Origin of the sequence: Pseudomonas sp. MF6767 (genome assembly GCF_016405475.1) — a bacterium.
Classification (GTDB): domain Bacteria; phylum Pseudomonadota; class Gammaproteobacteria; order Pseudomonadales; family Pseudomonadaceae; genus Aquipseudomonas; species Aquipseudomonas paracarnis.
The window spans coordinates 1-4,318 of sequence record NZ_JAEKCY010000043.1 but is presented as its reverse complement, the minus strand read 5'-3'; the positions used below and the strand labels follow the sequence as shown (position 1 = coordinate 4,318).

The following is a 4,318-nucleotide window of genomic DNA, read 5'->3' as shown; positions in this document are numbered from 1 at the left end:
GTCTGCCCGGCCACCAGGGGCTGGCGTATGAGGTCCCACCGGAGGTTTTGCTGCATGGCGTCAACCAGCAGCAGGCACTGGCGGGTGTCAAGATCATCATTCGCTACTGGCTAAACATGCGCGCTTATGACCTGATCACTCTGGCCTGGGGCTCGCAAGTGGTTCAGCACCGGGTCCAGCCCGGCGAAGTGGGCCGTGACATCACCTTGACCGTCGACTACGCCACTATCAGCGCCGCGGGCAATAACCGGCTTACGCGCGTGGCTTACCAGGTGCGGGACGCGGGCGGCAATCTGCCGGAGGAGCGGGCGCGCTGGTCGGCGGTTTCATTGATTGATGTGCACCTCAATGAGGTGCGCCCCGAAGCGCCGTGGCTGCAGTTTCCAGACACCGGTACGAAAATCGACCTCGCGGAACTGGGCAGTTGGGATGTGGAAGTGGCCCTTTGGGTCCTCTCCCAGGAGGCTAGCGCCTATTCCCACGTGACGCTGATCTGGGCCGGTTTGGACAGTGAAGGCAATTCGATCCCTTATACGCACACCGAAGAACTCAGTAGAGCAGGCCTTTATACCTTTGAGGTTCCCAACGCGCTGGTGAGCGCGATTGCCGAAGGCAGCGCGAGCGTGCATGCCCTGTATCAGAATGGCTCGGTGCAACAGCCTTCCGAAAAACTCTATCTGGAGGTCGTGGGGCAAGTCGTCAGGTGGCCGGCGCCGACGATAGACGAGGACCAGGGTGGCCATATCGAGCCGGATGTCGACGCGACCGTACGCTTCCCCCTTCAAGGGAGCTGGCCGAAGGACGGTTATATCGAAGTCATCTTCCGGGTCAGCAGCGCCGATAACACCATCGAACATCGCATCGGCCGCGAGGTCGACGATATTCCGCCCACGGCCGGTGGGGATTTGTTGTTTACGGTATACCCCGACGAACTGCGGCGTTTCGACGGCCACCTGACCGACGTGTTTTACGCCCATACCCGGCCCGGCGGCCGCCCGCAGGAGTCCCTGCGGTTGCAGATCGTGGTGGGTCAGATCAAGCGTACGATGCCCAAGCCGATTGTCGACAAGGCGATCAGCGGCCAGTTGAATCCGGATGATGTAGGTGCCTACGCCACCGTGTTTGCACCGTTTGGCGAAACACTGCGCGGCGACTGGATCCGCATGTACTGGCTTGGCCGGGGCGCCCGCACCGAAGTGCCGGTGGAGGTGGCCGTGAATGGCGCCACCACCGCCCACGACATCGAAAAATACTACGTGGAGAACAACCTGGATGAGTCGGTGACGGTGTTCTATACGCTGACACGCGCTGATGAGGCGATGCCGCGTTACTCACAGATCACCGAGGTGCTGATCAGCCGTGGCGTGGGCGAACTGCCGTCGCCGACCTTGCTTGAAGCGCAAACCACCGGCCCCGACACCGCCGACCTGGAACCCCTTAAGGTGCAACAGGGCACCCAATTGGTGGTGAGCTACGTGGGCATGCGCAACGGTGACTCGATCAAAGCCAGCATGGTAGGCGCCGGCAATGGCGGTTCGCCAGATATCCCGGCCAAACCTGGGAATGAAGCCTTGCAGGAGGTGGCGTTCGATATTTCCAGGGCGGCGATTGCGGCGAACATTCGTGACCACGTCACCACGGTGAAATACCACTATGTGGTAACCCGTGCGGGAGTCTCGGTCACGTCGGCAATTTTGACGGTGACCGTGAGGCCGATACCGCAATCGGAGCTGGCCAAGACGGTCATCAGGCTCAACGAGGCCAATAGCGCGACAAAGGTGTTGGACCTGGATAGCTTCGTCGGCAACGCGATGGCGCATGTCGGCACCTGGCCGTTTATCACCGCCCCTTATCCGGTCTCGTTGAAGTTTTTTGGTAGAACAACCGCTAATGTTGCTCATGACCTGACGCTGTTCAGTTTCAACAGCTCGTATGTCAATCCGAACTGGGTTGCCCAAGGCCGTTATGAATATCGCCTGTTGCGCACTTACCTCGATGGGTTGGGCCATGGCACAAAATTGAGGATGGAATTCAAAGTCGCCGTCAGCCTTAGCAAGGTTGAAGCCGAGGCGATCAGCTTTCCGGTGGTGGAGTACACCGTCAATACGCTCCCGGCAGAATTCCCTGTTCCCAAGTTGACCCAGGCCACGGGGACGGGTACCTCCGTTACCCTGGCGCCGTTGAATGCACAAAACGGTGGCACCGTGTCCGTGGAGTACACACCGATGTACACCACAGACAGCATCAAGGTGACGATGGTGGGGACAGCCGGTGCGGGTTCTCCGGTGATCCCGGCCAAGAATGGGGTAACGGCGGGCAAAGTCACGTTCGATATTACCAAGGCCGCGATTGCCGCCAACGTCGGCAATGCCAACAAGACGCTCACGCTTAAGTACGACGTAACCCGTAGCGGCAAGGTGGTTGCGTCCAAGGTGTTGACGGTGACGGTGACACCGATACCGACAACTGAGTTGGCAAAGACAGTGATCCGGATAAATGAAGCGGATGCTGCTACCAAAGTCCTGGATTTGAGTGGATCGGTTACCAATAAAACTCTACGCGTTGGGTCATGGCCGTTTATCGCGAGCTTCCAACCGGTAGCCATGTTATTGAGTGGCTTCAAGGCCGATGGATCGGTACATGAGCTGCAGGTATGGACTCTGGCGAGCAACGCGGTGACTGCTGGGTGGTTCAGCAATGGTTTCTATGATCAACGCGTCGCCGCCTCGTACTTCCTTGAACTGGGTCATGATACGAAACTGAAACTTCAGTTCAAGGCGACGCTTTCATCTAGTCAAGCCGAGGCTGACGCCATCATCTTCCCGATAGTGGAATACACTGTTAACACACTGCCGGCAGAATTCCCTGTTCCCAAGTTGACCCAGGCCACGGGGGCGGGTACCTCAGTTACCCTGGCGCCGTTGAATGCACAAAACGGCGGCACGGTGTCGGTGGAGTACACACCGATGTACACCACAGACAGCATCAAGGTGACGATGGTGGGGACAGCCGGTGCGGGTTCTCCGGTGATCCCGGCCAAGAATGGGGTAACGGCGGGCAAAGTCACGTTCGATATTACCAAGGCCGCGATTGCCGCCAACGTCGGCAATGCCAACAAGACGCTCACGCTTAAGTACGACGTAACCCGTAGCGGCAAGGTGGTTGCGTCCAAGGTGTTGACGGTGACGGTGACACCGATACCGACAACTGAGTTGGCAAAGACAGTGATCCGGATAAATGAAGCGGATGCTGCTACCAAAGTCCTGGATTTGAGTGGATCGGTTACCAATAAAACTCTACGCGTTGGGTCATGGCCGTTTATCGCGAGCTTCCAACCGGTAGCCATGTTATTGAGTGGCTTCAAGGCCGATGGATCGGTACATGAGCTGCAGGTATGGACTCTGGCGAGCAACGCGGTGACTGCTGGGTGGTTCAGCAATGGTTTCTATGATCAACGCGTCGCCGCCTCGTACTTCCTTGAACTGGGTCATGATACGAAACTGAAACTTCAGTTCAAGGCGACGCTTTCATCTAGTCAAGCCGAGGCTGACGCCATCATCTTCCCGATAGTGGAATACACTGTTAACACACTGCCGGCAGAATTCCCTGTTCCCAAGTTGACCCAGGCCACGGGGACGGGTACCTCAGTTACCCTGGCGCCGTTGAATGCACAAAACGGCGCCACGGTGTCGGTGGAGTACACACCGATGTACACCACAGACAGCATCAAGGTGACGATGGTGGGGACAGCCGGAGCGGGTTCTCCGGTGATCCCGGCCAAGAATGGGGTAGCGGCGGGCAAAGTCACGTTCGATATTACCAAGGCCGCGATTGCCGCCAACGTCGGTAATGCCGACAAAACGTTCACGCTTAAGTACGACGTAACCCGTAGCGGCAAGGTGGTTGCGTCCAAGGTGTTGACGGTGACGGTGACGCCGATACCCCAGGCTGAGTTGGCCAAAACGGTGCTCAAGATCAATCAGGCTAACGAGGCGACTCAAGTACTGAACTTGACTACGTTTACCGGCGATGCCACAGGGCAAATTGGTGTCTGGCCGTTTATCACTGCGCCTAACCCCGTCTGGTTGAGGCTGCTGGGGAAAACGAACAAGGGCGTTGATCATTCGCTGACGGTGTACAACGGGGCGGGCAGTGCAGCTGTCAATCCGACCTGGATCGCTAACGGAAAAATCGAACCAGGGATTGCTCGTAGTTATTTGAATGGATTGGGTGATGGCACCAAGCTGCAGATGGAGCTCAAGGCAGCGGTCAGCACAAGCAAGGATGAAACCCTGGCCATCAGCTTTCCGATAGTGGA

1 pseudogene is annotated in these 4,318 nt (G+C 57.7%); it reads left to right on the top strand.

Annotated features, from left to right (window positions below):
* Window positions 1-4,318 (top strand): annotated as a pseudogene (locus JFT58_RS29900) (hypothetical protein); the annotation flags it as partial.